Annotated in this window: 26 protein-coding genes; 15 read left to right on the top strand and 11 right to left on the bottom strand. The window is 50.1% G+C overall.

The window, feature by feature from the left end:
• Positions 1-56: 56 nt before the first annotated feature.
• The 6 genes from RBT11_07320 to RBT11_07295 all read left to right on the top strand — a co-directional run bounded on the left by RBT11_07320 (position 57) and on the right by RBT11_07295 (position 5,345).
• Positions 57-287 (top strand): zinc ribbon domain-containing protein, encoded by a 231-nt coding sequence (locus RBT11_07320; GenBank protein ID MDX9786568.1) that lies wholly within the window; start codon positions 57-59, stop codon positions 285-287.
• Positions 287-1,243, top strand: coding sequence for a hydroxymethylbilane synthase (gene hemC, locus RBT11_07315; GenBank protein ID MDX9786567.1), 957 nt, complete (start codon positions 287-289; stop codon positions 1,241-1,243). Before RBT11_07320 ends, hemC begins: the two co-directional genes overlap by 1 nt.
• A 67-nt stretch (positions 1,244-1,310) precedes the next feature.
• A complete protein-coding gene (cobA, locus tag RBT11_07310) occupies positions 1,311-2,831 on the top strand; it encodes a uroporphyrinogen-III C-methyltransferase (GenBank protein MDX9786566.1) in 1,521 nt (506 codons plus the stop codon).
• A 164-nt stretch (positions 2,832-2,995) separates the two neighbouring features.
• Positions 2,996-3,652: a response regulator transcription factor gene (locus RBT11_07305; GenBank protein MDX9786565.1), complete on the top strand. Its 657-nt coding sequence runs from the start codon at positions 2,996-2,998 to the stop codon at positions 3,650-3,652.
• A gap of 306 nt (positions 3,653-3,958) precedes the next feature.
• Positions 3,959-4,768 (top strand): UTP--glucose-1-phosphate uridylyltransferase, encoded by an 810-nt coding sequence (locus RBT11_07300; GenBank protein MDX9786564.1) that lies wholly within the window; start codon positions 3,959-3,961, stop codon positions 4,766-4,768.
• Entirely contained in the window at positions 4,707-5,345 is a 639-nt protein-coding gene (locus RBT11_07295; protein MDX9786563.1) for a UTP--glucose-1-phosphate uridylyltransferase, read from the top strand. The genes RBT11_07300 and RBT11_07295 overlap by 62 nt, the downstream gene beginning before the upstream one ends.
• 161 nt (positions 5,346-5,506) lie before the next feature.
• Here the strand turns inward: RBT11_07295 and RBT11_07290 are convergent, their stop codons facing one another.
• From RBT11_07290 to RBT11_07280, 3 genes are read right to left on the bottom strand one after another with little or no spacing between them, the layout of a single operon-like run.
• Positions 5,507-6,640, bottom strand: a complete 1,134-nt coding sequence (locus RBT11_07290) for a response regulator (GenBank protein MDX9786562.1) — start codon at positions 6,638-6,640, stop codon at positions 5,507-5,509.
• Positions 6,641-6,677: 37 nt separating this feature from the next.
• Positions 6,678-7,127 carry a response regulator gene (locus RBT11_07285; GenBank protein MDX9786561.1) on the bottom strand — a complete coding sequence of 150 codons (450 nt, stop codon included), beginning with the start codon at positions 7,125-7,127 and terminating at the stop codon, positions 6,678-6,680.
• 4 nt (positions 7,128-7,131) lie between these two features.
• Positions 7,132-8,784 carry an ATP-binding protein gene (locus tag RBT11_07280; GenBank protein ID MDX9786560.1) on the bottom strand — a complete coding sequence of 551 codons (1,653 nt, stop codon included), beginning with the start codon at positions 8,782-8,784 and terminating at the stop codon, positions 7,132-7,134.
• A gap of 332 nt (positions 8,785-9,116) precedes the next feature.
• On the opposite strand from RBT11_07280, the gene moaA reads away from it, so the two are divergent.
• Positions 9,117-10,130: a GTP 3',8-cyclase MoaA gene (gene moaA / locus RBT11_07275; protein ID MDX9786559.1), complete on the top strand. Its 1,014-nt coding sequence runs from the start codon at positions 9,117-9,119 to the stop codon at positions 10,128-10,130.
• A 7-nt stretch (positions 10,131-10,137) separates the two neighbouring features.
• On the opposite strand, the gene RBT11_07270 is transcribed toward moaA, so the two are convergent.
• Positions 10,138-10,608, bottom strand: a complete 471-nt coding sequence (locus RBT11_07270; GenBank protein ID MDX9786558.1) for an ATPase P — start codon at positions 10,606-10,608, stop codon at positions 10,138-10,140.
• Between the two features lie 27 nt (positions 10,609-10,635).
• Positions 10,636-11,523 carry a type I methionyl aminopeptidase gene (gene map / locus RBT11_07265; protein MDX9786557.1) on the bottom strand — a complete coding sequence of 296 codons (888 nt, stop codon included), beginning with the start codon at positions 11,521-11,523 and terminating at the stop codon, positions 10,636-10,638.
• Between the two features lie 402 nt (positions 11,524-11,925).
• Here map and RBT11_07260 point away from each other — a divergent pair, with 402 nt between their 5' ends.
• From RBT11_07260 to RBT11_07240, 5 genes are all read left to right on the top strand, one after another.
• A complete protein-coding gene (locus tag RBT11_07260; GenBank protein MDX9786556.1) occupies positions 11,926-12,348 on the top strand; it encodes a hypothetical protein in 423 nt (140 codons plus the stop codon).
• A gap of 175 nt (positions 12,349-12,523) precedes the next feature.
• Positions 12,524-13,261, top strand: coding sequence for a hypothetical protein (locus RBT11_07255; GenBank protein MDX9786555.1), 738 nt, complete (start codon positions 12,524-12,526; stop codon positions 13,259-13,261).
• Between the two features lie 36 nt (positions 13,262-13,297).
• A complete protein-coding gene (locus RBT11_07250) occupies positions 13,298-15,673 on the top strand; it encodes an ATP-dependent DNA helicase (GenBank protein ID MDX9786554.1) in 2,376 nt (791 codons plus the stop codon).
• A 110-nt stretch (positions 15,674-15,783) separates the two neighbouring features.
• A complete protein-coding gene (locus RBT11_07245) occupies positions 15,784-16,383 on the top strand; it encodes a hypothetical protein (protein MDX9786553.1) in 600 nt (199 codons plus the stop codon).
• 50 nt (positions 16,384-16,433) lie between these two features.
• Entirely contained in the window at positions 16,434-16,838 is a 405-nt protein-coding gene (locus RBT11_07240) for a PilZ domain-containing protein (GenBank protein MDX9786552.1), read from the top strand.
• Positions 16,839-16,884: 46 nt separating this feature from the next.
• Here RBT11_07240 and RBT11_07235 read toward each other — a convergent pair whose 3' ends face one another.
• The 4 genes from RBT11_07235 to RBT11_07220 form a co-directional block, all read right to left on the bottom strand.
• Positions 16,885-17,730, bottom strand: coding sequence for a rhomboid family intramembrane serine protease (locus RBT11_07235; protein ID MDX9786551.1), 846 nt, complete (start codon positions 17,728-17,730; stop codon positions 16,885-16,887).
• A 31-nt stretch (positions 17,731-17,761) separates the two neighbouring features.
• Complete coding sequence (locus RBT11_07230) at positions 17,762-18,688, bottom strand: TRAP transporter TatT component family protein (protein MDX9786550.1); 927 nt, start codon at positions 18,686-18,688, stop codon at positions 17,762-17,764.
• Between the two features lie 157 nt (positions 18,689-18,845).
• Positions 18,846-19,586: a GntR family transcriptional regulator gene (locus RBT11_07225; GenBank protein ID MDX9786549.1), complete on the bottom strand. Its 741-nt coding sequence runs from the start codon at positions 19,584-19,586 to the stop codon at positions 18,846-18,848.
• A gap of 379 nt (positions 19,587-19,965) precedes the next feature.
• A complete protein-coding gene (locus tag RBT11_07220; GenBank protein ID MDX9786548.1) occupies positions 19,966-20,097 on the bottom strand; it encodes a hypothetical protein in 132 nt (43 codons plus the stop codon).
• A gap of 66 nt (positions 20,098-20,163) precedes the next feature.
• Here RBT11_07220 and RBT11_07215 point away from each other — a divergent pair, with 66 nt between their 5' ends.
• Genes RBT11_07215 through RBT11_07205 form a run of 3 tightly spaced genes read left to right on the top strand, consistent with a single transcriptional unit; the run spans position 20,164 to position 21,846 of the window.
• Positions 20,164-20,943, top strand: a complete 780-nt coding sequence (locus RBT11_07215) for a hypothetical protein (GenBank protein MDX9786547.1) — start codon at positions 20,164-20,166, stop codon at positions 20,941-20,943.
• The gene (locus RBT11_07210; GenBank protein ID MDX9786546.1) at positions 20,936-21,571 is read left to right on the top strand and encodes a cytochrome c oxidase subunit 3; all 636 of its coding nucleotides are present in this window, start codon (positions 20,936-20,938) and stop codon (positions 21,569-21,571) included. Before RBT11_07215 ends, RBT11_07210 begins: the two co-directional genes overlap by 8 nt.
• Complete coding sequence (locus RBT11_07205) at positions 21,568-21,846, top strand: cytochrome C oxidase subunit IV family protein (protein ID MDX9786545.1); 279 nt, start codon at positions 21,568-21,570, stop codon at positions 21,844-21,846. Before RBT11_07210 ends, RBT11_07205 begins: the two co-directional genes overlap by 4 nt.
• 143 nt (positions 21,847-21,989) lie before the next feature.
• On the opposite strand, the gene RBT11_07200 is transcribed toward RBT11_07205, so the two are convergent.
• Complete coding sequence (locus RBT11_07200) at positions 21,990-22,496, bottom strand: universal stress protein (GenBank protein MDX9786544.1); 507 nt, start codon at positions 22,494-22,496, stop codon at positions 21,990-21,992.
• Positions 22,497-22,721: 225 nt separating this feature from the next.
• Positions 22,722-23,963, bottom strand: coding sequence for a DUF1329 domain-containing protein (locus RBT11_07195; protein ID MDX9786543.1), 1,242 nt, complete (start codon positions 23,961-23,963; stop codon positions 22,722-22,724).
• Positions 23,964-24,021 lie beyond the last annotated feature (58 nt).

Genomic DNA, 24,021 nt, shown 5'->3' with positions numbered 1-24,021 from the left:
TTCCCTGATGATTATCATGAGAAAACGAAAATAATTTAGGACGGGAGGAAATAACAATGCCTATTTACGAATATCACTGCGAAGCCTGCAACCGGGATTTTGAATGTCTGGTGTTTAGCGGCGAAACGCCTTGTTGCCCGAAATGCAAGGGTGAAGATGTTCACCGCCTCATGTCGGCCTGCGGCTTTATGAGCAAATCGGGAAGCGGAGAAACCGTCAGCCGATCCGCCGGCGCTTCTGCCTGCGGCGGGTGCAGCGCCACCAACTGCGGGAGTTGTGGCCACTGATGGGGGCGTCTATTCGAATCGGCACCCGCGGCAGCCAACTGGCGTTGTGGCAGGCAAACTGGGTCAAAGATGCCTTAATCCAAACACATCCCTCTCTGTGCGTGGCATTATCCATCATCAAAACCAAAGGGGACAAAATTCAGGATGTCCCACTGGCACAAATCGGCAGCAGCGCGCTTTTCGTCAAGGAAATCGAGGCCGCCCTTTCAGACGGCAGCGTGGATGTGGCCGTCCACAGCATGAAAGACATGCCCTCCCAACTGGCCGAAGGGTTATGCATCGGCGCCATTCCGGAGCGTGAACAGGCAGAGGATGTCCTTATTGCCAAAGGCGGAAAACGCTTTTCCAAACTGCCGCCGGGCGCAAAAATCGGCACGAGCAGCCTTCGCCGGGGCGCGCAACTGCTGCATGCCAGGCCGGACATTTGTCTTCTTCCCATTCGCGGCAATCTGGACACCCGCATTCGCAAACTCGACACGGAAGACCTGGATGCGATCGTGGTAGCGGCCGCCGGCGTGAAACGCCTTAACTTTACTCACCGAATTACGGAATACCTGGACGCCTCTCTGATGCTTCCGGCGGTTGGCCAAGGCGCCTTATGCCTTGAAATCAGACAAAATGATGCGGCAAGCGCCGCAGTGGTATCTGTTCTGAATCACGCCCCCACGCACGCGGTTGTTACGGCGGAACGGGCCTTTCTGGGTCAATTGGGCGGTACCTGCCAGGTGCCCCTGGCGGCGCATGGCCACATCGAAAAAGATGTCTTGAGGCTGCACGGGCTTGTGGCCGCATTGGACGGGAAAAAAATCCTTCGGGACCAGGTATCCGGCCCGATTGACCAAGCGGAGGCGCTTGGCATCGCCCTTGCCACGCAATTGGTGGCACGAGGCGCCCATGACATTCTTAAAGATATCTTAAGTCCGGAACAGTTTAAGGCGCTTGGCAAAAGAGGATAGCATATTTTTCGGCGTCCTTTTTACAACATCTATAACCCATGAAAAAGAACCGATACGAGTCAATATAATGAGCGGTAAAGTCTATCTGGTGGGTGCGGGTCCCGGAGATCCGGATCTTATTTCGGTTAGAGGCCTAAAATGCATTCAAGCGGCGGATGTCATTATTTATGATTATCTCGCCTCCCCTGCCCTCTTAAAACACGCACCGGCCGCGGCCGAATTAATTTACGTCGGCAAAAAAGGCGGCTATCACACCCAAAGTCAGGAAAGCATCAATGCGCTCATCGTTGAAAAAGCCATGACCGGCGCAACGGTGGCCCGGCTAAAAGGGGGAGACCCTTATATATTCGGCAGGGGCGGTGAGGAAGCCCAGGTACTGGTTGAGCGGGGAATTGCCTTTGAAGTGGTTCCGGGAGTCACCTCGGCCATTGCCGCTGCGGCGTATGCGGGTATTCCGCTGACCCATCGGGACTTCACCTCCACACTGGCCTTTGTGACCGGGCATGAAAACCCGGGGAAAAACGGGTCGAGCATCGACTGGGAGGCCCTTGCCAAGGGGGTCGGCACCATTGTCTTTTTCATGGGCGTTAAAAACCTGCCGCAAATCACTCGCCAGCTCGTGGCGCACGGCAAACCGGCGGATACGCCGGTGGCGCTCATTCGCTGGGGAACCACCTCCCGACAGGTCACGGTTGTGGGCACGCTGGAAACCATTGTTGAAAAGGTAGCCAACGCCAAATTGAAACCGCCGGCCATTACCGTCATCGGTGAGGTCGTCCGATTGCGTGAAACGCTGAACTGGTTTGAAAACCGACCCCTTTTCGGTAAAACCATCGTGGTGACCCGCGCCAGGGAGCAGGCCAGCGATCTGGTGGAACGCCTCTCGGACTCGGGCGCCGAGTGCCTGGAATGCCCGACCATAAAAATCGTGCCGCTCGAAGACAATGCGCCGCTCTTGCAGGCCATGGATCACCTTGCCGACTATGACTGGCTTATTTTTACCAGCGTAAATGGCGTTAAATTCTTTTTTCAAACGTTATTTGAAACCGGCCGGGATGCACGCGCCCTGGGTAATATCGGCACGGCGGTCATCGGACCCGCTACGGCGCAATGCCTTCTGAATAACGGTCTTCGCGCCGATATCGTGCCATCCAGCTACCGGGCCGAATCCGTTATCGAGGCGTTTGCCAAAGAGAATATTCAGGGGAAAAAAATATTGCTTCCCCGAGCGCTGGAGGCGCGGCCCATTCTTCCCGTGGAGCTGACCCGCATGGGCGCGCAGGTGGACGAGGTTCCTGTATACCGTACCCTTAAAGACCTGGACAATGCAGTCGATCTGGTAGCACGTCTGGAAGAAGGCTCGATCGACATGATCACCTTTACCAGTTCTTCGACGGCGAAAAATTTCAAGGCGCTTTTGCCCGAGGATCGTTTTTCCGATCTGCTCGACGGGGTCACCATTGCCGCCATCGGCCCCATCACGGCCGACACCGCTGCATCCCTGGGCATGCCCGCGCAACTCGTGGCGGATACCTACACCATTGATGGACTTTGTAATGCGATTTTATCTTATTATCACCCGAGATAGTGGCCAGTCCCACTTATCTTGTCCCACTTATCTTTAAGTGAGAACGCCCTTTATTCGACAAACAATGACCTGAAAAACAATGACCTTGCAAAATTCTACCGGCTTTAATACTATTCGGCCATACGGACAGACTATAGAATCTTGACAATAAGAGGGCTTGGCCCATGAAAGAATATGCCATTGTGCTCGCAGATGATCATGTGATGATGCGAGAAGGCATTAAAACACTGATCAACGCCGCCAAGGGGTTAAAGGTCATCGCAGAAGCCGGTGACGGGCTGGAACTGCTTAAGCTATTGAAAAAAACCACGCCGGACATGGTGGTTCTCGACATCAGCATGCCCGGTCTGCGCGGTTTTGAGGCTGCCAAAGAAATTCGGGACCGCTATCCGGATATCCAAATCTTGTTTTTAAGTATGCATAAAAGCAGCGAATTTCTCTTTATGGCCCTTGAGGCCGGCGCTCAGGGGTATTTACTGAAAGATGATACCGCCAAAGAGCTCTTGCGCGCCATCGAAGAAATCCGGAACGGGCGCACCTATCTGTCACCCAAATTATCCATGGAATTTCCCACGGAGATAATCGGTATCTGCCGCGGCGACCATAAGGCCGCGCCCAGCCCGCTGACGCATCGGGAACGTCAGATTCTAAAGCTGATCGCTGAAGGAAACTCCGATCGCCAGATCAGTGAAAAGCTGTTCATCAGCCTGCGAACAGCCCAGCGCCATCGTTTCAATATTCGAACAAAGCTAAGTCTTAAAAGCACCGCCGATCTGGTCCGATACGCCATCACCAAGGGCTATACCACGAGCACGGCTTGATTTGACTGAAAGCTGCGGGGAAAATTCCTTCGCGCTTTTCTACAAACACCCTCTACATATTATTACCTATCTGTTTTACCCTAAAATGGCTACTTGTGACAATTGTATTCACCGGCCCGCATTTGTATAAATACAATAGTCATGCGGGCAAATTGAGCTCATTCCCACTTGTCCTTATGCTCACCAAACAACCACAACTTGAATGTTTACCTGTTTTGCAAAATGACACCTTGCCCTACCCCGGTTTGGAATAGGGGCGGGGACGAAAAACAATTCCTATAGCAAATAACAACGGAGAGTGAACCGATGCCGCATTCCAAACAGCATGACAATTTAACCCGTTTTGTGACGAAAATGGAGTCTGCAGGGTTGCCACAATTGGTAATTGAAGATTTCCGCCGCTTTTACAATAAGATTTTGGCGGGTGAAACCGGCATGATTCCGGAAAGCGAAATTCAGCCAGTGGCCCGTGAAGCACTTTTTCATGCGGACGAGCTTGAATCGTTTAAGTCCGCAGGAAAAAAGATGTTGCCCAAGACGGTGATGATTAAGCTCAACGGCGGCCTTGGAACCAGCATGGGGCTGAAAAAAGCCAAATCATTAATCAAAGTCAAAAATGGGCTAACCTTTCTGGAAATCATCGTCAATCAGGCGCGCCTTCAAGGCGTTCAGCTCACACTCATGAACAGTTTCAACACCCATGCCGATACCCTGGCCATGCTTAAACGAATGAGGCCATCGTCCCTTCCCTATCAGTTTTTACAGCACAGGTTTCCGAAAATTCTAAAGCAAGATCTTTCCCCCGCCTCGTGCCTGTCAAACCCGGAGATGGAATGGAACCCTCCCGGCCATGGGGATGTGTTTACCGCGCTGGTGACTTCCGGTACATTGGAAACGCTTCTGGCAAAGGGAATTACCCACGCCTTTATTTCCAATGTTGACAATCTGGGCGCCACCATTGATCACGCCTTGCTGGGGTATTTTGCCGAGCAACAGTTTCCCTTTATGATGGAAGTGGCTGAACGGACAGCAAGCGATCAGAAGGGGGGGGCACTTGGCCAGGCACCTGAATGGTCGACTGGTCCTGAGGGAAATCGCGCAGTGCCCAACGGATGATTTAAAGTATTTTAAGGACATTCAACGGCATTCCTTTTTTAACACCAACAATATCTGGATCAACCTGGCGCTTCTCAAAGAGCGAATGAAAACTCGGAATAGGCTGGATTTGCCGTTGATTTTAAATGCCAAAACCCTTGACCCGCGGGATGACACCAGCCCTGAAGTCTATCAGGTGGAAACCGCCATGGGCGCGGCCATTTCGCTTTTTGAAGGGGCCACAGCCGTCAAAGTACCCCGGTCTCGCTTTGTGCCCGTCAAAAAAACCAGCGATCTGATGGTTGTTCGTTCGGACTGCTTTAAGCTAAGCCCGGATCAACGGGTTGCTATCGAACCTGCGGTGGCCCGCCCGCCGTCGGTGCGCCTGTCACAACGATTTTTCGGCAAAATTGATCATTTTGATCAGCGCCTGACATTTGTTCCTTCGTTGAAAGCGTGCAACTTCCTGGAGGTGGAGGGGGATGTTCGGTTTGAGCCGATGGTGGCACTCAGGGGAGAGGTGACCATCAGAAATTACTCTCCTTATCAGGGGGTGATTCACGCGGGCAGCGTTTTGCAAGGTGAAATTAGGTTATAACCTGATCCGGCAAAGCCGGATGCTGGGATGCTGGGATGCTGGAATGCATAAAAGCCATCTTTCACCTTTGGCAAATATACACGCACAAGCGTGCATGTTTCTGGTAACGGGTCGAAAGGGCCTAAAAAAGGGTCTAATCCCGCAAGAATAGAAACGGTGTGTCATTTTGATTTTTGCGCAGCGGCGGGCGGTGCCACTTTTAACGGAGGGAATTCGGGAACCGCCGTCCGAATGGGCACCGTCACGATAATACAAGTGCCCTTGCCCTTTTGTGAGCTTATCGTCAGAGAGCCGTCCAACATTCGAGCCCGTTCATCCAGGGCGGCCAGGCCCAAGCCCCGTTGGGTCACATGACGGTTCAATGTTTCAGCCACATCAAATCCCCTGCCGTCATCCACTATCCGAATAACGATATGACCGTCATCGTGCGTGACGGTCACCGATACCTGGTTCGCCTGAGCATGCTTGCGAATATTGCTCAGCGCCTCCTGAAAAATCCGGTAAATGACAATCTGATCTTCCTTCCCGAACAGCTCATCGATGTCCACCATATTCAGCGAAACGGGAATTTGCGTTTGTTGATTGAAATCATGAACCATCCATCGAATCGATCCGGAAAGCTTCAGGCCCTGAATAATGGAAGGACTCAAATCCCGCGAAAGCCGGCGCGTGTCCTCAATGATCTTGTCGATGAGGTTCAAAGTGGCGTTAAACTCGCCTTGCAGTTGCCGCTGATCTTTGCGCAGCCTGTTTGCAAGCATGCTGAAACGAAGCTTGAGCGCGGAAAGGCTCTGGGCAATTTCGTCGTGAATTTCCAATGAAATCCGTCGGCGCTCATTTTCCTGAGCCGCCAGGAGTTGGGAGGCCAACTCCCGCCGGCGTCTTTCTGATTCGCGCAGCGATTCGGCCAGTTTATTTTCCCGTATCACCTTGGCGACCACACTGGGCAGCAGGTTAAAAAAAGTCCCAGACTTGACCAGGTAATCTTTTGCCCCCAATTTCATCGCCTTTACGGCAATCATCTCGTTTCCCTGACCAGTGGTGATAATCACCGGAATATTATCCGCGTTTTGATTTAAAACGGACAACAGCTCAATGCCGTCCATTCCCGGCGTCAGATAATCGCTGATAATCAGATCGGGAATAAAGTCGGCGGGTCTGTTCAGATAACTGTTGCCGTCCAGAAAATGATGCACGACAGCGTGTGGGAATTCCCTGACAATGGCACGATGCATAAGGTTGAAATGAGGCGTTTCGTCTTCAATGATAGCGATTGTGAACGATTCTAGCTTCAAAATTCCTCCTTTTGTCCTGCCAAGCGGACAATGGGGATTATTCTTCCAATACGGGCGGTCTATTCAGAATCATCCAATAAAAATCAATTTTTCGGATTTTTTCCTCAAACTCCACAAATCCCACCGGTTTGGTAAGGTAGCTGTTGGCGTAATGGTCATAGGACCGGGCGACATCCGCCTCTCGCTCCGAAGTGGTAAGCATGATCACCGGTATTCGTTTCAGGTTCGCATCGCTCTTGATTCTTTTCAGCACCTCGATGCCATCGATGCCGGGAAGCTTGATGTCCAGCAAAATAAGTCCCGGCAGAGGATAAGCGCCTTTATCCGAATATTTATTCCGGTTTAATAGAAAATCAAGCGCCTCCTCGCCATGGGAAACCACATCGATCCGGTTGGCATTTCCTGCCTTTCGGATGGCGCGTTGGGTCAGCTCCGCATGCGCCGGTTCATCTTCGACAAGCAAAATACTTGCGGGTTCGTATTTCATCGGGTCAAGTCTCCTTAGGATTCAGTGTGAAATAAAACGTGGTGCCCTTGCCAACCTCGGATTCAAGCCAGACCCTACCGCCGTGACGTTCAACAATCCGCTTGATGATGGTCAGCCCCACACCGGTGCCGGCGCCGGTATTGACCGCTTCCGGCAAGCGCTGAAAGATTCCAAAAATTTTATCAAAAAACATGTTATCTATACCAATGCCGTTATCGCGGACAAAAAACGCCGGACCGCCCTGCCACGCCGTCACCCCGATCTCGATACACGGCGCTGGATTATCGTTCCCGATGTACTTCACCGCATTGGACAAGAGGTTCTCCAAGACCTGCACCAGCCGTTTTTTCTCACCATGAACCAAGGGAAGATTTTTTTCAATCGTTATCCGAATACCTCGTTGCTCAATCTGGTACTGCAGTGACTTGAGGGCTTCCCCGACTATCTCCGAGAAAGGGAACGTCGTTTTGGCCTCCGAGATCCGCCCGATGCGCGAAAGCTCCAGCAAATCGTTGATCAAAAGGCCTATCTTATGGGATGCATCGCTGATGTATTGAAGATATTTCCCGCCGTCCGCTGGAATCATCTCTCCAAAATCCTCCCGCAACGCACCAATAAAGCCCTCAATGGTAACAACCGGCGTTTTTAAATCGTGTGAAACCGTGAACACAAACGTCTCAAGCTCTTCGTTCTTGGCGGACAATTCGGCAAGCAGCGCTTCTAACTTTTTCTCATTATCCCGCAATGCTTTTTCGGCCAATTCTCGTTCGGTAACCACACGAAGCGCCAGATTTCTAGCCTGCCGGTACAGTTGCATTCGAAGCAACAAAAAATGCAGCAACAGTGAAATTCCGAAAGAAACCGCAAAACCGAACACCAGCAGCGGAAGATTTTCAATCACCCCCGGTGCATAAATGGCAGCCGTTGGAATCAACTCCAATCGCCAGACTTTTCCTGGAAAACGGATTTCCCGGAATACATTCACCGGATTTTTGTTCGAATGCCGGTCGGTAGTGTCTTCATTGGTGAAAATCAATCGATCGGCTTCGTAAATCCGTGCGCAAAAATCAGCCAATAGGTTCTGAGCAAAACAAATTTCCGCAATACGTTTCACCTCGAATACGCCGTTCAGATAGCCTTGCAGCTTTCCGTTATGAATCAGCGGCCAGAATGTATCAAAACCGATCCCTCCCCGCCACAGCTCGCCGCACGGGGTAACGGTGTACTTAAAATTTTCCCGGATACCTTGAAATGTGACGGGCCGTTGAGAATCGATTTGCTCACGAATATTTTTAAGGATAACCCCCCGGTTGCTTTCCAGGGGGTAGACCCATCGAATCACGCCTGCAGAATCGGCCCAGTTGATCCCCATGAAACCGGGATAATAGGTGTAAAAATTTTCAGCAAAATCCAGAAAACGATTCCGGCTAAAGTCGGGCGGAACCCGTTCTACCCATCGGGAAGCCAACAATTCAAGGGAAGCCATGCGTGCTTGCATCAGACCCTCCATCCGAATTTGAATCTGCTCGGCGGAAGACGCCGTGTGCCTGAAAATAAGCTCGCGGCGATGATCATTTTGTTCTTGCCACAACAACACGGCAATGCCGCCCAAAAGCAGAAACACGGCCAGAGGAAAAAATTTTAAGAGTCTGAGCATCCACACGCCTCATAATAATACCGGGAGCAAAAAAACCATCGGCTTTACCGACCTTTTTTAAAATGATTCATCGAAGATCGCAAGCAATTGTTCGAACGGTGTTTGAAAATATTGCATAATGAACGGTAGGAGCGATGGCGGGGACATTCCCATGCAATGAGATAACACCGACAATGCAACCCGCCAACTGCGGATAGACGCCACACGCGAATAATGGCTGTTTCCATATTGCCGTTGAGATGATATTAATGTATAAGATACAGGTAACGCCTTGTATCCCAATTGGCATAATCCATATGGGAATTGCCCACACACAGCGGAAGACGGGCCGTATGAATTCCACCGAAGAAATTCCAGCCCAGTCAAAATTGATAGACCGATATGGCAGGTGCTTAAGCTATATTCGCATTTCGATTACCGATCAGTGTAACTTAAAATGCGTGTACTGTGATCCGTTTGCAAGAACCCCCAAGCTCAACCATGAGGATATTCTGCGATATGAGGAAATCCTGCGCCTGGTTCGAATCGGCGCGAATCTGGGACTGTCCAAGGTCCGGGTGACCGGCGGAGAGCCGTTGGCGCGAAAAGGAGTCTATGATTTTTTGCACCAATTGTGCGCCATCGACGCATTAAAAGACGTCTCGCTCACCACCAACGGGGTGCTATTAAAGGACAATATCGAAAAAATAAAGGCCGCCGGCATTCATCGCATCAATATCAGCCTCGACAGCCTCAAACGGGATAAAGTCAAACGGATCACAGGATATGATGTTTTCAACAACGTCTGGGACGGCATCATGGCCGCTCATGCAATGGGCTTTTCCCCTATCAAGCTCAACATGGTGGTCATTAAAGGCATCAACGATGATGAACTCGTTGACTTTGCGAAACTATCACTAAAATACCCGTTTCACATTCGGTTCATCGAATACATGCCCATCGGCAACACCGCCATCCGCGCCGACCAACAACTGCTTGCGGATGACATGAAACGGAAGCTTGAGACCGTTGGCCCCTTGGCACCGATCGAAAGTAACCACCTCGAAGGCCCGGCCGTTCGATACCGGTTTCAAGACGCCCCGGGCGAAATCGGTCTGATACGTCCCATCAGCCATCATTTTTGCAGCACATGCAATCGGCTTCGGCTAACCGCTCACGGTCACCTTCGGGTTTGCCTGCTATCCAACCTGCAATTGGATATTAAGACTCCCATGCGGCAGGGCCTTTTGGATGAGGCGCTAAGAGGGCTCTTTTTCAAAGCGGTTCGCCTGAAGCCCATGCATCACTCGCTGGGAAATGATTGCTCAGAGCATGTGGCTGGACAGATGTCTGCGATTGGCGGGTAGGCAGCCCCTAAGACCGCAAGGTGGCAACCAGCCGGAGCGGATGGCTTAACAAATCCAGCGCGGATAGAATGCCGGTGCATACCACGTCAGCCGAAGCAAGCGTCACCTGAGCCACGCCTTCTTCAAGAATAACGGCAATGCCCAACCCGGCGGCCCTGAGCATCAGGTTGTCATTTCGGCCATTGCCGATACAGGCGGTTTGTTCACTGCCAAGCTGTTGCACCACCGCCAGTTTTCCCTTGTCCTGATCGGCCAGGGGCAAAATGGTGAGCTTGCAATTCACACTCGCCAACTCGGCGGCCGCCTTCCCGAAGGTATCCGCGGTGAGTACCACGATCTTTAATTTCTCAGACAAGGCGTTTAGCCGCTCCGCCACACCCGGAATCATGATGCCGTCACACGCCAGGGTCCCGTTGAAATCGAGAACCAAGTGGGTCAATGTCAATTTTTTGTATCCGGGAATATCGATTTCTATCATGGGTCACTTCCGATCCGCTAACAGGCATCACAGTTCAAACGGCGTCAGGCTCTCATAGCCGCTTTCCGTTACCAAAATCGTCTGCTCGTATTGAGCGGACAAGGATCGGTCCTTGGTAACGGCCGTCCAGCCGTCCGGCTCAATAAACAGTTCCTTTTTCCCCAGGTTGATCATCGGCTCGATGGTGAACACCATCCCGGGAAGCAATTTCAGGCCGTGCCCTCTGCGGCCGAAGTGTGGAATTTGGGGCGGCTCATGAAACTCGGTGCCCAACCCATGCCCCACAAACTCCCTCACGACCGAACACCCCTCGCCCTCCGCATACTGCTGAATCGCCCATCCGATGTCCCCAATAGTGTTTCCGGGCCGCACCATCGCCATGCCGCGAATCAGGGACTCTCCGGCGACCCGAACAATTTTTTGCGCATCCGGCCCCGGGGTTCCCACAAAAAACATTCGGCTGGCATCGGCATAATAGCCGTCTAAAATAGGCGTGACATCCACGTTGACGATATCCCCATCTTTCAACACGCGCGGCCCGGGAATCCCGTGACAGATCACTTCATTGACGGACACACAGACACTTTTGGGGAATCCCCGGTAATTCAGCGGCGCCGGAATCGCATGGTTCTTGATGGTCATTTCATGCACCAGCGTGTTAATCTCCTCGGTTGAAATGCCGGGCCTGATTATCGATTCAACCGCTGCCAACGTTTCCACCACAAGTTTTCCGGCCCGACGAATGCCGATGATATCCTTTTCACTCTTAAAATGAATCTGGTACTTGTGACGGTAGGTTTCCTTCAGGACTTCCAAAGGAATTTCCTTTTTGCCAAGGCAACACTTTTTATATTTGAGTCCACTGCCGCAGGGGCAGAGGTCGTTTCGACCGATTTTTTCCACATGGGTTTTCATTTGTTTTTCCGTCTTTTCGTTCGAGTGCCACCTGAAACAGCCGTCTTGTTTCGTTCGAAGCTTCAGCTCCCCGTTGATATAAATTGGTGCGTTACACAGCGATCCGTCCTTACCGGACGGGCATTGGCTGGAATTTTAAAAATAATTAGGCAATTATGTCAAGAAAGAAACGATTTGCCTCGGGATTTTATCTCGGTTTGGCAGCACGGGCGTAACCGGTCAACCCGGCAACGCGCCTTGCCACGCCAACTTGAAAACAGGTTCTTCGATGGTTAGAGTAGGCTCAATGAGAGGACACGATATTTTGACGGCAAATTCGTTTGTAGCAGTCGCCCCGCTGACAGGATTCGGGCATTTTGCCCATTGTACGTGAGCATCCGCAACGTTAAGGAGGAACCCTCTATGAAAGAAAAACGAAATCACCACTTAAAGATACAGGAACTTTGTGATTGTTACGCAACAACCGATCCGCTGAGTGAAATGGCGCGTATCAAGGATGAATCGGATTCGGAAACCGCCGCGCTCAAATGGTTGGCCCTAAGCGCCCTTCACGGCATCAATGCAGGCGTGGATAAAATATCCATTCACCTCACCAAAGACGGTCAAGTGGAAGTAACGGCCAGTTATCGGACTGCCACCTTGCCGTCCCCCGGAAAAGCGGTGGGCGCCAAAATATTTGAGGCTGTTCGGGAAATAACCCATATCGAGGCGGAAAAAGGGAAAATGCCGTTGGCGCTGGGCATTCGCGATAGCAGCATTGATCTGGGCATCAAAATTAAGTCCGAAGACGGTCACGATAAGCTCTCAATCAGCTTTCCTGAATAATAATAAGCTATTGGGTATGGTTCTGCCAAATAACCGGGATAACCATGCCCCAAAGGCCTTGAAGCATCGAAATGCGGGCGCGGTCAAAAGGATACTTGCAGGATCTTGATCTTTAGCATATCTTAAAATTCTATTCATCTCCTGAACCCGTTGAACTTGTTTCGGACAATTACAAATGAATATGTCAAAAAAAAAATTGAGCCTTGTTTTCGTGGCAATAGGAATTTGCGCTGTCGCGCTCACAGTCGTCTTTCTGCGCTCGCCGGCTAAAAACAAACAGCCAACCGAAGCGCCGGCGCCCGGCTTGGAATCCGCAGGGCTCAGCTTTTTAAACATGAACAACCAAACCCGAATCACAAATGAGCGACGAGAATCTCTGAAAAGCGAACTCGGCCCCGAAGCCTATGCAACCCGAACAACAATTAATCTGGAAATGCACGATTCCGGATTCTTGGCGGCTTACTTTCCAGAAATCAACACCCTGAACCGCCAACTCAATTATCTGCCCCGGGGACGAGTGGAATATGACGCGATAAGGCTGACCTACCGGTACGCCCGTAAAAAAAACACCCCCCTGGATTTTGTTCGCCTGATTTTCGCATCGGATACCGGAAAACCGCTTTTCTTCTATATCCGGACCACGCAGGAGGGATTTGAATTCCTTTCCACCTTGAAAGAAAAATACGGCGTTCCCCACACCATTGAATGGGCGAATGGAAAAGGGCAATCCTATTATTGGCAACAAAGCGATGATTATCTAATCGTATCGGAAACCAAAACGCGAATCGGCACCCCCGAGTTTCATTTCGGCTTTTATTTCAACGGAAATATTCAATCTCTTCTCGAAAAGGAGCAGGCAAAACAAGAGCAACGCCTGAACGCGCCCAGGGAAACGATTCAAAAGGTGTTCTAGACAAAGATTTTCTTGTCGAAGAGCAAAAGATCCCATTTGAAGGAAAAACTACAAATTGCCGTGCGTGACTTGGTGGCGCACACGCTGCGTTCCGGAGACCTGAGTTCGACCTTTACCGGTGCCAGCCGAACGCTTGACGCAATTCGCGCGCATCAGAAAGTTCAGAAATCCCGTCCCCCCGGTTATGAAGCGGAACTCACGGTTGCCCATCTTCTTGAAACCGATGCGCTGCTTCTTGAAATCAGCGGTCGCATCGATGGGGTTTACAAGGGCAATGCGTTCACCTCGACGGATAGCGGTTCCGAAAACTTCGTTCTGATCGAAGAGATCAAGACCACTACCGATGACCCGGGCGCGTATGAAAGCAGCGATCAGCCGCTGCACTGGGCGCAAGCCAAGGTTTATGCCTATATTTACGCCACCGCAAACAAGCTGGAACAAATCGACATTCAGCTCACGTATTATCAGCTCGACACCGGCCGCGTTGCGGAAATTCGGCGCCGGTTTACCCTTGACGATTTATCCGGCTTCTTTCACGTGCTGGTGGAAAAATATCTGGCATGGGCGATGCAATTGGTCTCCTGGCGCAGGCTGCGGGATAACAGCATCGAAAACCTCGGGTTTCCCTTTTCGGGGTTTCGCCCAGGGCAGCGGGAGATGGCGGTAGCGGTTTTCAAGACCATACGGCACAAACAGCAACTTCTGGTTCAGGCGCCAACCGGTATCGGCAAAACCATGGCCGTTCTTTATCCTGCCATCAAAGCGCTCGGCAGCCATTTGACTGAAAAGCTCTTCTATCTCACCGCGCGCACGACAGCCAGAACCGTGGCTGAAAAAGCGATCGTTTTTCTGGGACAACAGGGCCTGAGGATCAAAGCCCTGACACTGACCGCTAAAGATAAAATATGTTTCAGTCCGGAATCAGCGTGCAATGCAGAGGAATGTCCCTATGCCAAGGGGCATTTTGACCGGGTCGGCGATGCCACCGTCGCCATATTCACCGATCACGACCAGCTGACCCGGAAGACCGTCGAGAACGTTGCCCGAGCGTACCGGATCTGCCCCTTTGAATTTTCGCTTGATCTTACGCAGTTTTCGGATGTCATTATCTGCGATTATAATTATGCCTTTGATCCCCGAGTTTACTTGCGCCGGTTTTTCGCGGAAAACGGCGGCACCTACACCTTTCTCGTGGATGAAGCCCATAACCTGGTTAACCGCTCAAGAGAAATGTTTTCAGCACAAATTCTGAAACAATCCCTCCTTGATCTTAGAAAACGAATTCAAAACGACTTGCCGAGCATCTATAAAACACTCGGACAAATCAACACGGCGCTGGTCAAGATCAGAAAAAAATGCGAGACGTCTGGCAGCGCCTTTGCGGAACCAAACGCGCCCATGACAATTGCCGGGCTTTTGGCCGCCTTTCATTTCCAGACACAGCGCTGGCTGGCCCGGAACATTGCCACCGAATTTCGGGAAAAGCTGCTCGATGTTTACCTCGAGGTGAGCGCTTTTTTGAACATATTGGAAGGCTATGATGATTGCTATGTAACTTGCGCGGAGGCCATGGGAAAAGATCTTCGCCTGAAACTCTTTTGCATGGACCCCGCCCGGCAAATGAAAGCCGCACTTGCCCGCTGCCAATCCGTTGTTTTCTTCTCCGCCACCCTGAGTCCGGCTAATTACTTCAAACATCTGTTCGGGTGCGGCAATGAGGCCCGCTTCATAACACTTTCGTCCCCTTTCCCCAGCGCCAATTTCTGTCTTCTCATGGCGCCTACCGTTACGACGCGGTACCGGCGCCGGGAGGAAAGCCTAACTGACTTGATTCACATGATCAATGCGATCATATCCGGAACACCCGGCAATCATTTGATTTTTTTCCCTTCCTACGAGTACCTCACCATGGCCCGCAAGGCATTTTCCGCCGCCTACCCTGAAACCGAATTAATTGTTCAGGCACCCGGCATGAGCGAATCGGATCGAAATGCTTTTCTGGAAAGGTTTTCCAAAGACAATACCCGCCCATTGGCGGGCTTTGCGGTCATGGGCGGCATTTTTGGTGAAGGCATCGACCTGGAAGGCGAACGACTCTCCGGCGCGGTCATCATCGGGGTGGGACTTCCGGGCATCTCCCTGGAAAACACTTTGATCCGCGACTATTTTAATCGCCTGGCCGGCACCGGATTTGAATACGCCAGCCTTTATCCGGGCATTAACCGGGTGCTTCAGGCAGCGGGCAGGGTCATTCGATCCGAGACAGACCGTGGCGCCGTGCTGCTGATGGATGAACGCTATGCCACATCGCAATACCGTTCGCTCCTTCCCGCACATTGGCACCCGATTCAAGTAAAAAACAAAAATGATATTGCGATGGCTTTGGCGTCGTTCTGGCGCGCTTCAGGCTGATTGATTTGCAATGCGCTGAAACCATTTGACAAATTATTTTTCATTTGGAATAGTAACATAATCAGCAGCCGTTAATGCTTCCGAATGACCAATTAAGGAGATGCCTCGATATGGAAGAGGAATTCCGTTTCAATCAAAACCCGCCTGATGAAAGGCGCACCGGTCCAATCAACCGACGAATCGGAAAGCCCGATACCCGGGAAAACGGGATAGAAAACCGCCGGGGCATGCCGGACAGAAGAACGGTTACAAACGATAAGAATATTTCCATCATTACCGGAAGCGGGGAATACAAAGGAACCATCAATCTTAATTCCGCCCGGGTGATGGTGGACCGGGTCAGTGATTTCTTCATTAAAAGTGAAATCCGGTTTGTCACCTTATATAACACCGTGTTTATCGGAATCCCCGGAAAAGTTGTCATGGTCAGTGTCAAAGACATCGCCATGGTCATCCCCCATGAGCAGTTTGTACATTTCAACCCGGAATTGAGGCAGGATACCCCCGTTACCATCAAATTAAAATCCTCAATCGGTCAAATCACCGGGAAAATCAACCTGTGGGGTGAAGCCCAGCAAACCGATCGGGTCAGTGACCTGCTGAATCTTCCGGGCAAGCAATGGTTGCTGGTTTATGACGCCGACTTCAGGGGCCGTCCCATTCAAGCCGCTATTATTAACATGGATTTCATCTCTATTGTCGAGGGCTAAGCGGTGATATGACTCATCGCAAGCGCTGCAATGAGTTAAAAGGAGGTACCATGATCGAATTTCAAACGCCGGCGGACGCAGGCGGAAAGAGCACGATGGATCAACTGAACGAAGTGATCAAACAATTGTCCCAAGCGCAGCAGAAATATCTTCTCGCAGCCATCAAGCAATGGATAAAAGATGATCGGGATTACCCGAGAATCGATTATTGCACGGAAGTAATTTATTCGGACAATCAGCGCATAGCCTCCGGCGTGACCAGAAATATCAGCGCTACGGGAATGTTCATCGAACCGGCCGGACCTTTTTCGGTCGGCAGGGAAATCATTATGACACTGGAACATCCGAAAAGCCGCAAACCCGTCAAAGTGAACGGGAGAATCACAAGAAAGGATAAAAAAGGCATCGGCATCAAATTCGAACGGGAAATCACCGGCATTCTCCGACAACTGTAATTCGCCTTTCTCCCGGCCATGTTTACTGGTCAGGCTTATGGCCCAATTAAATAGCGAACCGGAAATACACGCCGCTCACCACGGCCCAGGCCAGCGTCGCCGCCGTCATCACCCCTAACAAAACAGCCAGGTATTTGTGCCCAATGGTTTCCTTTCGCTTTTCATTATACCCGAAAAAATAGGCCAGCGCGATCCCCCCCACAATACCGCCACCGTGGCCCCAATTATTGATTCCGGGAACCAGCAGGCCAAAGAAGAATAAACCCACCACCCAGCCGCTAACCTGGCGATATACCGCCTGCCCATAAGCACCACCACGGCTCTTGCCGTAATACAAAGCGGCGCCGATTAGGGCGCAAAGGGCGGCGGAAGCACCGATCGTCAGCCGCACCCGCGCCATGTAGGAAATCAAAAATCCTATCCCGCCTCCCAGCGTGTAAATAATAAACATGCGATGCATGCCGAACTCCCGAATGATAAAGGGCGCAAGCTGACGAACGGCCATCATGTTGAAGAGAATATGGAGCAGTCCGCCGTGAAGATAATTAGCGGTAATAAGCGTCCACCATCGGTGAAGTTGATCTATGGGAATAGTGCCGGTCGCCCCCAGAAGAATCAAAATATCACTGTGCGGCGAGAGAAAGCTTAAGGGATTCAACGTAATTTGCAATTGTCGCAGATTAAACAGGATCGAAATAAAAAACATCCCCACGTTCGCCCAAATAATCACTTTAACAAACTGATCCGAAGATTGAAATCCTCGCATCAGAGGGTTATTCCGCCAAACGGCGCCCGGGCCCGCTTGACCGCAATAGGGACATCGAACCTCATCGGCGCTCACCAACTTGCGGCAGTTCGGGCAGAGAATCGCTCTTTTTTGGTTTTCAGCCATCTTTTTTGATTATTCCTTATAAAAAAAGTTACTAAAAATAGCCATCCGCCGCCGCCAGCAAGTCCCGTGCTTCGGCCTGCGCAACCATATTGCTCAATATATAGCCATCCATTCGGGGATTCGAAGACAGCACCTCGTTTAGCAGCCGGTCGTGCAGCGATCGGTTAAACAGCATTTTTGCGTAATGCCTGGCGTACAGAACGTAGGCCATCAAATTTTTTTTACCGGATATCGCCAATGCGCGCTCGAAATGTGCCTTTCCGATTTCTGGACGCCCTCCCAAGGCCGGCGGCACCAAGGTCGCAAATACGCCCAGATACAGATGCGCCCCACCGTCTTCATAGAACTCATTCAGCGCGACCACCCGTTTCATGATCGCCTCAACCCTCGGCACTTGCGCAATCATCCGCCAATCGCCTTGGCGGGCCTCCAGATAATTCGCCCAGGCCGCGCCGAGTGCATAGAGTATCGGTAAATCAGCCTTTGTCATTTGGGACAGGGCCTGAGTGTATCCATCAAACGACATTTCCCGCGCCTTGCACAGCTTCACGTCCCGGTTGCACGCCGCACGAAGCGCATAATCAAATCCTTTTTGACTCAGGCTTTTGGCACGTTGCGTGTCTTTCACAAATGCGGTTGTGTAGCTCGTATACAGCTTGACCGCCACAAGCAGCAAGGACTCATTATTCGGGTGGTCAATCAGCAGGCTGTCGATCATCAACAGATATGCCGGTGCCGCGGTTTCCACAGTGGCCGGATCATCGCAGTTTAAAAAGGAGCGGGATAGATTGTCGGCCATGTGAATCGTTGCCGATGCGCTATAGGAAGAGAAAACAGCAGAACAGCCGCCAAGCAGGAAAGCCGAGGCTATTATGGCGGCACAGGTGGCCGATACGGCGGATTGAGAAAAAAGGAGGGGAAACGTCAGCCTTGCCCGTCCTTGCGCGAATGTTACCATGTTAAAAAACCGGCTGATCTCTGATGGACAGTACCTAACCCGGCGAAGCCGGATTGCTGGGAAGCTGAAATGCCGGGATGCAAAAAAAGGCACCTACCACCTTCGGTCAAGACACACGCAAAAGCGTGAATGCTTCTGATACAGGGTCTAAGGGCCATTAATTCAAATTCATGTCACGGTAAAAAACGTTTGCCGTGCTGATCATATCCCAGCTCATACATGTCTTGTGAACAGTATCCAAGAACCCCACAGTTTGATAGAACACCGGTGTGCCGTCAGGTAGTCCCAGATTTTCCGCCATTTCATCCGTGCAGAGAAAAGGGACAAGCGATTCTTTCATTTTTATGGTGCCCGACTCCAGCCATTCCGAAGCGCGAATAATGATTTCACGAGCCGGCGAAGAAGCGGTTACTCCGCCTTCCTTTAGCCACTTTTCTGTGAAATAGAATACCATCAGTGCCTTAAACTTTAATTTATCTGTAAAACTAAGCCGGCAATATAATCTGAGTATTCTATCCTTCAAAGCAGTATCCTTACAATTCAGAAGCGTTATCAACCGACGGGTCGGGTTGATCCATTCCGAACTAATCAGTTGGATATCGGCATATTTAACTTCCTGAATCGCTTTTCGCGAACTGATAAGATCCGCCAAGTCAAAAAAGTGCAAATCCAAATTCTCCGGAACCAGTGAGCCCCATCCCTGTTTTCGAAATAAAAGTCCCTCTTTTTCAAGAAGTTCTAAACTTTTTCGAACACTGGTCTGCGACATGGAATGCCGCTGCGACAACTCTTCTATGGTTTCGATTTTAGATCCTTTTTGGATTTCACCCCGAATGATATCCTGCTTGAGTTTGTGATATAATCGAAAGAAAAGAGGAATATTCTGTCCTATCGCCACAAGCGGCTACTCCTTATATAAATAGAATTCATCCACTGAAAATTTCATATGCGCAGCAACCTTTAACGGAATCTCATCTTTTCAGGATTAAGGTTCTGCGCCCATTCAACACATCATAAGGCAATGGGTATAACCATGTCAAAGAAAACTACCGCCATTTTCTCGTAGAAAGTGTCTTTTTGATACCTTTCGCCGCCCTTTTGGCGGTATCCGTCAAAACGGCCAAAATGAAAGTGATGATGGGCATAAAAAAAACGAAAGATACATAATTTTCAAAGGCTAATAAATCTTATTCACCCCAAATACAATTTCACCGTTTTTTAAACCGTTTTTTAAACTTGACAACAAGAAAAATAAATGTAAAAGATGAAGAAAGTGTTTAAAAACCAGCAGACCATACAATCAGCACAATATGTAAAATAAAGCTGATTTTAAAGCGTTTCTTTTCGGCCAAGGCGCGAAGCCACACAAAGCTGATTTTTTCCGCAGCTACAAGATAAACAACCATCATCACTTATGTTACCGGTAAAGAGCGTCCATACCGGAAACATCAAACCCGCAAGGAGGAGAGCAAATCATGTCAAATCTGAAAGAATTCAATTATTGGCGCATCTGTGCTTGGAACGGCCCGCTGTTCATGTTTGTGTTTGTCGTGTTCTGGGCGATTATGGGCCATAACCTGCCACCTCATTCCGCAAGCCTTCCCCCGGCTGAAATTGCCGGATATTTTCGCGAAAATGCCAATATGGTACGCACCGGCATGGTCGTCAGCATGACCTTTTGTATCCCCTATCTGATATTTGGCGTGGTCATCGGCAGAATCATGGGAAAAATAGTCGGCAAAGACAGTGTTCTGATTGATCTGCAAGTCTGGGGCGCCGGCCTGACCGTGGTACCTGTCCTCGTTTCCCTGTCCTTTTTTCTTTCTTGCGTATATCGTCCGACCGAGCTGCCGGATTGGGCCGTCATGACGTTCTATGACATGGCGTGGATATTGATTGATCTGGCGTATTCCACCACAACGGTTCAGCTTGTAGCGATGGGCGTCGCCTTTCTGAGCGACAAGCGTGAAAAACCGCTCGTTCCCAGATGGTTCGCCTGGTACGGCATTTGGGTCGGCATTTCATTCGCCACCGAATGCCTGATGCCCTTTTTCAAAACTGGCGCTTTTGCTCGCGACGGTATTCTTAACTACTGGATCGAATTTGTGATCTGGTATGTCTGGTGCTTTTGGATGTCCGTTTATGTCCTTAAGGCCATTCCTCGCCTGGAACAAGAAGCACTGGGAAAAATTCCCGTATCGCCTGAAGTTAAGGCTATGCAGAGTATAGAAATGGAGCAACCGGCCAATGCATGATACCGTACTTTATAGACAACAGGCTACGGTCAACGTGTCCACGCAAACCCCCGTGAAGGCAGAGGGCATCAAATTGCCCGGCGACCCCGGCATCTGGACGTTCATCACAGCCGACGTCTTTCTGTTCTGCCTTTTTTTCCTTGTATTCAGTGTCGAACGGTTGAGCAATCCCGAACTGTATGAACAGTCTCGTCAACTTCTCAACGCCAACTTCGGCCTTGCAAACACACTGATTCTACTAACAAGCAGTTGGTTTATGGTTCTTGCCGTAGAGGCCGCCCGGGAAGGCCATCGCGATTCTGTGAAACGAAACCTCATGCTCGCCATGTTGGTCGGCCTCGGCTTCGCGGTTTTAAAAATAACCGAATATACGATTAAAATTCAGGCCGGCATTACACCGCAGACCAATCCTTTTTTCACCTATTATTATGCGTTTACCGCCATTCATTTCATCCATTTTTTGGCCGGAATGGGTGTGATGTTGGTGTGTTTTTTCAAAGCGCGGCGTGAGCCGATCGACAATAAATACCTCGTATGGATTGAATCCAGCGGCAGCTACTGGCATATGGTGGATATGCTCTGGATTGTTCTTTTTCCCATGCTTTACCTATTGAGGGCTTCATCATGAGCAACAACGTGTTTCGTCTTCCCGCCACAAGGGTCTGGTTGACCCTGATGGCCGTGACCATCCTGAGCTGGTGGCTCGCAGAGCATCAGGCAAATCCAGCAAAAATCGCAGCCACCGCCGTGATATTGATCGCCGCGTTCAAGGTGCGTCTCGTTTTCATCTATTTTATGGAATTGAAATGGAAACCCAAGCCCTGGCGCGTGGTATATGAACTTTGGACAGTAGCCATTACCGTGATAATCGTTGGTGCTTATTGGCTGTCAGAATTGTTGTGATTTTTTTCCCTGTTGTCCTTCGAACAGGTGCCATCAAACATAGCGTTTGTTTTTAAACCGGAAAAATAAGACCTCTCGTAAAAAGTTATCTTCCGCCTTTTTACGAGAGGTCCCACTTTCTTTAAAAACGCTTTCGTCAGAGATTACTCTTCCTTTAAAGTGGACCGCAACAGAAGCACCGGCTTACACGCATGCCGAACGACCTTTTCCGAAACAGAACCAACAGCCCATCCCGTGAGCCCACTGCGTCCATGAGCGGTCATAATGATAAGATCCACACCGCTTTGTTTGGCGTAGTTGCAAATTTCCACACTGGATTTTCCGGTTAGAATGGCAATATCCGTTTGAATCCCCTCTTTTTCAATTTTGCTTTTGATTGAATTTAAATACTCTTGTGCGGTATTTTTAAGGGCTTTCTCTTCTGCTTCCTTATCCGCTTTCAGAAGAGAAAAAACTTCGACAACCTGTAACAAAACAACTTTCGCTTCCATTTTTTTGCTCATGCCGATTGCGACGGGGATACTCTCCTCTGCGATTTTGGAACCGTCCAAAGTTACCATGATATGCTTAAACATTACTCCTCCTTGAAATAAAATGATTTTTACAATAGTTGAAGCATACACTGCGGCTAACATATTGTCAATGCACAATATCCGCCTGCCGCTGAGAAACGAACCGGAGTCAATTGGGCGCATTACCGGTTTGACTTAACACGATTAGCTTGAAAAAAGATTCGCAGAAAGCTTTTATCCGCGGCCTGAAGCAAAATCGGCTCCCCCGCTATGAAACGGAGAAGCCGATGAATGCAGCTATTTAAAGCTTAATGCCGACCTGTTCGCGGTTTTACGGTGTAAAGATGGAGAGTTTTTCTCTCTTTAGTTCCGACGGCCGCGTTTGGCGATATTTTCAATCGTGTACCATTCTCTTGTCTGTCCGGTGCTTATCTTACCGGTCTGTTTCCCATCCTTATCCCATCCGACGTACTCCAGCAGCGTATGGGTATTGTCCAGCAGATCCAGCCAGATAAAGGACTGCTCATAGACGACCAATTCACCATCTGCTTTTTCGCCCATAAAAATAGGCGCATTATAATTCTCACAGACCTTCCATGTGCGGCCCTGAACGTCAAAAACATTCTCGTGCCAGGGAACAAAACATTCCTTGTCGATCCAGAATAATCTTTTGGTATACACATAGTTTTTGTCGCGTGGAACAGCTTCCACTATCCAGCAGTCCCGCATGCTTCTTGGTTCAATCCAAAACCCTTTTTCGTTCTTCGGATGCGGGGTTTTTCCGTCCAATGCCGCGCACAACACGCGATCTTCCCCAATGAGCTTCCAGTCGTATTCCATGGGTCTACCCTGAAACGTTCGAATGTCATCGTAGGTACAAACCGTCCCAACGAAATTGTTCTGTCGCTGGGCGCCGGACATACGACGAATGCGGCGCATCGTGGGAATGTACATCCAGATATCGTCGTCTTTTGCAGAATCGAGATACCGGATCAACAGTCGCGAAGTACCTTTGATGTCATAAGGAAAATCAATGGCAAGTGTGTTATAGCGCCAGATTTGTTTTGGATTTGGAGCCCACTCCCCCAGCGGTTCGCAGTCCACACGTCCTTTAATCGAAAGCCACATCCAGCCGTACTCAGTTCCGGTCACATAACGCTCCTGACCTTTGGAGTCGACGTTAATCAACTGATAGGCTTGAAGAGACTGGTCATCCCCTTCATATCGTCTCTCCAGGTTGTAAGCGATCTTAAAGCCGGCCATGGGATCCTTGGGATCGATATCTGGAAACGGCCGGCCAGCCTCCCAACCGGTCATTGCGCCGTTGGCGTCGATTTTGGCTTTGCCCTTGTTCTGCTCGGTCGCTCTTTTATATCCTGAAGAAGGTTGCACGAATTTCGTTGCATCGCCGCCGACTTCAAAAGTCATTTGTCCTCTTGTAATTTGCTCACTCAAGGATTGCGGAATATATTTTTCGTATTGCTTCCAGTTATCCGGCCCGATTTTGGTTCCGACAGCCGGTTCTTCACAGAAAGCCGCCGGCGTGAGGACCAAGGCCCCTCCGATGAATAATAAGGCTGCTATCGCCGCAATTGCTTTTCTCATTCCAAACCCCCCATTTTAAAATTTATTTTTGTTTGTTCGCGGTTTATTTCTTGCCCGT

It is taken from the genome of Desulfobacterales bacterium, from assembly GCA_034003325.1.
Lineage (GTDB): Bacteria > Desulfobacterota > Desulfobacteria > Desulfobacterales > JAFDDL01 > JAVEYW01.
The sequence above is the reverse complement of the archived record's forward strand: the minus strand, read 5'-3'. Positions and strand labels throughout refer to the sequence as shown.

Bases quoted from the DNA above. Each gene is read 5' to 3' on its own strand.
- RBT11_07320 (MDX9786568.1), top strand. From the start codon at position 57: ATGCCTATTTACGAATATCACTGCGAAGCCTGCAACCGGGATTTTGAA.
- hemC (MDX9786567.1), top strand. From the start codon at position 287: ATGGGGGCGTCTATTCGAATCGGCACCCGCGGCAGCCAACTGGCGTTG.
- cobA (MDX9786566.1), top strand. From the start codon at position 1,311: ATGAGCGGTAAAGTCTATCTGGTGGGTGCGGGTCCCGGAGATCCGGAT.
- RBT11_07305 (MDX9786565.1), top strand. From the start codon at position 2,996: ATGAAAGAATATGCCATTGTGCTCGCAGATGATCATGTGATGATGCGA.
- RBT11_07300 (MDX9786564.1), top strand. From the start codon at position 3,959: ATGCCGCATTCCAAACAGCATGACAATTTAACCCGTTTTGTGACGAAA.
- RBT11_07285 (MDX9786561.1), bottom strand. From the start codon at position 7,127: ATGAAATACGAACCCGCAAGTATTTTGCTTGTCGAAGATGAACCGGCG.
- RBT11_07280 (MDX9786560.1), bottom strand. From the start codon at position 8,784: ATGCTCAGACTCTTAAAATTTTTTCCTCTGGCCGTGTTTCTGCTTTTG.
- moaA (MDX9786559.1), top strand. From the start codon at position 9,117: ATGAATTCCACCGAAGAAATTCCAGCCCAGTCAAAATTGATAGACCGA.
- RBT11_07270 (MDX9786558.1), bottom strand. From the start codon at position 10,608: ATGATAGAAATCGATATTCCCGGATACAAAAAATTGACATTGACCCAC.
- map (MDX9786557.1), bottom strand. From the start codon at position 11,523: ATGAAAACCCATGTGGAAAAAATCGGTCGAAACGACCTCTGCCCCTGC.
- RBT11_07260 (MDX9786556.1), top strand. From the start codon at position 11,926: ATGAAAGAAAAACGAAATCACCACTTAAAGATACAGGAACTTTGTGAT.
- RBT11_07255 (MDX9786555.1), top strand. From the start codon at position 12,524: ATGAATATGTCAAAAAAAAAATTGAGCCTTGTTTTCGTGGCAATAGGA.
- RBT11_07245 (MDX9786553.1), top strand. From the start codon at position 15,784: ATGGAAGAGGAATTCCGTTTCAATCAAAACCCGCCTGATGAAAGGCGC.
- RBT11_07240 (MDX9786552.1), top strand. From the start codon at position 16,434: ATGATCGAATTTCAAACGCCGGCGGACGCAGGCGGAAAGAGCACGATG.
- RBT11_07235 (MDX9786551.1), bottom strand. From the start codon at position 17,730: ATGGCTGAAAACCAAAAAAGAGCGATTCTCTGCCCGAACTGCCGCAAG.
- RBT11_07230 (MDX9786550.1), bottom strand. From the start codon at position 18,688: ATGGTAACATTCGCGCAAGGACGGGCAAGGCTGACGTTTCCCCTCCTT.
- RBT11_07220 (MDX9786548.1), bottom strand. From the start codon at position 20,097: ATGATGGTTGTTTATCTTGTAGCTGCGGAAAAAATCAGCTTTGTGTGG.
- RBT11_07215 (MDX9786547.1), top strand. From the start codon at position 20,164: ATGTCAAATCTGAAAGAATTCAATTATTGGCGCATCTGTGCTTGGAAC.
- RBT11_07210 (MDX9786546.1), top strand. From the start codon at position 20,936: ATGCATGATACCGTACTTTATAGACAACAGGCTACGGTCAACGTGTCC.
- RBT11_07205 (MDX9786545.1), top strand. From the start codon at position 21,568: ATGAGCAACAACGTGTTTCGTCTTCCCGCCACAAGGGTCTGGTTGACC.
- RBT11_07195 (MDX9786543.1), bottom strand. From the start codon at position 23,963: ATGAGAAAAGCAATTGCGGCGATAGCAGCCTTATTATTCATCGGAGGG.